This is a genomic window from Parafrankia sp. EUN1f (assembly GCF_000177675.1).
GTDB lineage: Bacteria > Actinomycetota > Actinomycetes > Frankiales > Frankiaceae > Parafrankia.
This window is the reverse complement of record NZ_ADGX01000307.1, coordinates 1-3839: the sequence shown is the minus strand read 5'-3', so window position 1 is coordinate 3839 and position 3839 is coordinate 1. Positions and strand designations below refer to the sequence as shown.

Here is a 3839-nt window from a genome sequence, read left to right as displayed (position 1 = left end):
CGTTCTTCTTCGGGATGTGCACCCGCTTCACCGGTTTCCATCGGTAGCGCTCGTGGCGCATCGCATCGATGATGCGGTCGATGGTAGCCAGCGACATGCCGTCCACGGTCTCCCCGGTCACCCCGGGCGTCATCGCACCCTTGTTGGAGTACAGACGCCCGTAGGCCACCAGGTACAGCGCCGGGTTGAACAACTGTCGATACACCCGCTCCAGCGGCAGTCCTCTCCTTCCACGTTCACGGAGGACACCAAGGACCATTTCGGCGCTCTGCATTACGCATGCCTCCCGTCCGTTGAGTATCCGGCCACCTGTTCCCCTTCGCCCTGTCGACATCTTTCATGCCGTCCCCGGTGGGGCGTTACTCCCACGACTACTATGGGAACTCCGTCACCTTAGGGCTCGCGCCCCTTAGGCGATCCCGCGGTACGTCCCTGCTGTACGTATCGAGCGCGACTTAGAGCTTGTCTCACGTGGCCAGTTTCTTCCAGCAGGTCAGCGACGCTGCCAGGGTGAGGAATCCGAGGAAGTTGTGGCCGTTGCGTTCGTAGCGGATGGTGAGGCGGCGGTAGCCGCCGAGCCAGGCCGATGGGTCGGCCGCGCGGCGAGGTGCCAACCTGTGGGTTGGTCCTTTTCCGCGCAGCCTCCCGCCGAACCGGACTTGATAGTTTCCTGATCATCCGGCTCTCTGGTGACTATGGCGTGAGCTGTGTGGCTGGCTGTCCGCCGTGGATTTGGCTGTGGCAGCTGATGCAGACGACGAGTGTTTTGCGTCTGCGGTTTGCCATCGCCGTAGCCCAGGCGGGTGACAGGGGCCCGGGTGCTGTGAGGTCTTTGAGCGCGCGGACGTGGTGTACTTCAACGTTGCCCGTCTGCTGGCAGACCTCGCAGGTGTCCGCGAGGAGCCGGGTGAGCAGCTCCTTGTGCGGATGGTCGACCCGGGTCGGCGCACGGTCAAGGATCGTGGCTGTCTTCTGCCGGTGGAGTGAGATTCCACCGAACCGTGCGACCAGCGGCTTCCTACCGATGCGTTCGATAGCTGCTTCGAAGCAGGTTCGCGGGCCCTGCGGTGTCTGGATTTTTGCCTTGTGTTTGGCTGCCATCTTCGACATCGACGAGCGGTGCTTTCCTGCCAGGGTCTTGAGCATCGAGGTCTCCATGACCCAGCGCAGCCGGTGAAGCCGATGAACGTCACCGGCGAGCAGGTAGTACTGGACGATACCCCGGTAGGTGGCCCCATAGGTGGCGATGATGGTGTAGTCGTCGCCGTTCGTCAGAGCCTTCTGTTTCGCGGGTTTGCCGCGTCGCAGGTAAGGGGCACTTTTGGCCTTGATCACGTCCAGTGGCACGCGCAGCGCGACTTGCCCGTTGACCGATCTGCGCCGACGGGTGGTCTTGCTGCTGTTGTGTTGGACGATGATCTCGTAGCCAAGGAATCGGGCCGCGCCTGTGCGGGCGTGGGTAATCAGGGTCTTGTCCGCGGACAGTTCCAGTTTGAGGTCGTCACGCAGGAATTCCGCCAACCGCTGTTTGATTTCCTCGGCTTCGGCCTTCGGTCCGGTGAACCCGAGCAGATGGTCGTCTGCGTATCTGCAATACCGCAGCCGCCGATACCGCGGATCGTCCGGGTCGGAGCTGGGCAGACTGACCATGCGCCGTCGCAACTCCCGAGCCTGGGCTCGGTCACCACGTCGGCGGGCCTTGGCCAGCTCGTTTTGCAGATCAAGGTAGGCAGGGTTGCGCGCCCTGCGGTCCCCTCGGGTGTACTCCGGTATCAGAACCTTCTCGACAAACTCGTCCAGCTTGTGCAGGTAGATCGAAGACAGAACCGGGGAGGCAACGCCCCCTTGAGGAACCCCTGACAAAGAGGCACCCCAGGTCCAGTCCTCCAGGTATCCGGCTCGCAGCATGTTGCGCACGAGTCGCAGGAACCGGTTGTCGTGGATCTTCTCCGACAGGATTTCGATCATCAGGTCGTGATCGAGCGATCCGAAGCAGTCGGCGATGTCTCCTTCGATGAACCAGGCCGTTCCGGTCCAGGTGTTGGCTATCTCCCGCAAGGCGGTGTGACAGCCTCGCCGGGGACGGAACCCGTGGGACCGGTCGGAGAACGTCGGTTCGTAGTAGGCCTCCAACAGCAGGCGCACGACTTCACCGACGAGCTTGTCCGACCACGTTGGCAGTCCCAGCGGACGGGTCTTTCCGTTCTTTTTCGGGATGTGCACCCGTCGGACAGGGCGGAATCGGTAGCGCTCGTGGCGCATCGCATTGATGATGCGTCCTATCCTCGCCTGGGACATGCCGTCCACGGTTTCCTGCGTGACCCCGGGCGTCATCGCACCCTGGTTGGTGTAGATGCGTCCGTAGGCCAGCAGATACAGCTGCGGGTTAAACAGCTGCCGATACAGTTCGTCACACGGCAGTCCCCGTCTGCCGCGCTCACGCAGGACACCCAGCACCGTTGCGGCGCTCTGCATTACGCATACCTCCCAGTCTCGGGTGTCCGATCACCTGGCCTCCTTCGCCCTGTAGGCGGCTTTCCCGCCCTCCCTGGCCGGTCGCGACTCCGGCGACTACTACGAGACCTCCGTCGCCATAGGGCTCGCGCCCGACAGGCGATCCCGCGTTCGTCTCTGTTGTACGTGACAGCGTGACGTAGGCGTCCCACTCATCTCCTTGAACACCCTCGCTGGGCGTCGCCCCGCGCCCTGGAGGTTGCATCGGCAACGATCGACTCCGACACAGAGCGCGGCACCGGTTTCAGAGGTCTTTCCGGTGGATGAGAACTTGCATCGACTGGAGATTGGGATTCAGGCAATCCAGCTTTCGCCATATCACGCGGGCCCACCCGGCGCGCCGTCCCTGACCACTGGACCCGGCCGCCGGGAATCATGGCATGCTGTTGTCCCCTTCACCTTTCGGATCCAGGTAAGCCATCCGACCCAGGAACCTCCCTCCAAGTCCCTCCCAGCTGAACTGGGGATACAACAGAGCGCCTCGCGGCGCACATCGTCCGCTCGACCTTCCACCGGTGGCGGCCGAGCTTCTCGCTGGACTCGATGCCCTTGCGGGCGATCCGGGGCGCGATCCCGCGGTCGCGCAGGAAGCGGCGCAGGTCATCGCTGTCGTAGGCCTTGTCAGCGCGCAGCTTGACGGGCCGGCGGCGCCGCGGCCCGCGCCGGGAACGGACCGCGGGGATCCCCGTGACCAGCGGGATCAGGGCGTGGCCGTCGTGAAGGTTGGCACCGGAGACGCCGACGACCAACGGAAGACCCGCCGCGTCGGTGAGGACGTGCAGTTTCGAGCCGGCTTTGCCGCGGTCGACCGGGCTCGGACCCGTCAGCGTGCCCCACGTTACCTTCTGGATGGCCCCGCAACGGGGCTCCCGGCCTCCGGACCTGGCATGACTTGAGCCCCTCGTCGGTCATGATCGAAAAAGTGGTGTCACCAAGTTCCGGAGGCATCGGCAGACCGCTGATCAGGGGCATGACCGTCGAACTCATCGTGAGCGAGACAGGCTCTTCGTAACGTGGATGCCGGCACGCTGATGCCGCAGGTGAGGCCGGGAAAGTAGACAGCGCTCGCGGGAGACAGCACGTGATCGATACCGGTGGCATCGACGTCTACCTGGGCCTGGACGTGGGCAAGGGCGAACACCATGCCACCGCTCTCACCCCAGCCGGGAAGAAGGCGTTCGACAAGCGGCTACCCAACAACGAACCGAAACTGCGGGAGGTATTCACCCGGCTGCAAGCCAAGCACGGCACCGTGCTGGTCGTCGTCGACCAACCTGCCTCCATCGGCGCCCTGCCGCTGGCCGTCGCCCGCGACACCGGCTGCC

Annotated in this window: 2 protein-coding genes and 3 pseudogenes; 1 reads left to right on the top strand and 4 read right to left on the bottom strand. The window is 64.1% G+C overall.

What is annotated here, in order from left to right; genetic code table 11:
• The 4 genes and pseudogenes from FREUN1FDRAFT_RS38350 to FREUN1FDRAFT_RS42680 form a co-directional block, all read right to left on the bottom strand.
• Positions 1 to 274, bottom strand: a pseudogene (locus tag FREUN1FDRAFT_RS38350) (maturase); the annotation flags it as partial.
• 193 nt (positions 275 to 467) lie between these two features.
• Positions 468 to 584: pseudogene (locus FREUN1FDRAFT_RS45670) on the bottom strand (IS5/IS1182 family transposase); the annotation flags it as partial.
• Positions 585 to 693: 109 nt separating this feature from the next.
• On the bottom strand, positions 694 to 2475 hold the full coding sequence (locus tag FREUN1FDRAFT_RS38340) for a reverse transcriptase/maturase family protein (RefSeq protein ID WP_006545830.1): 1782 nt from the start codon (positions 2473 to 2475) through the stop codon (positions 694 to 696).
• 434 nt (positions 2476 to 2909) lie between these two features.
• Positions 2910 to 3347: pseudogene (locus tag FREUN1FDRAFT_RS42680) on the bottom strand (transposase); the annotation flags it as partial.
• A 248-nt stretch (positions 3348 to 3595) separates the two neighbouring features.
• Here FREUN1FDRAFT_RS42680 and FREUN1FDRAFT_RS38330 point away from each other — a divergent pair.
• On the top strand, positions 3596 to 3839 hold a 244-nt coding region (locus tag FREUN1FDRAFT_RS38330; protein WP_006545828.1), incomplete at its 3' end, for a transposase.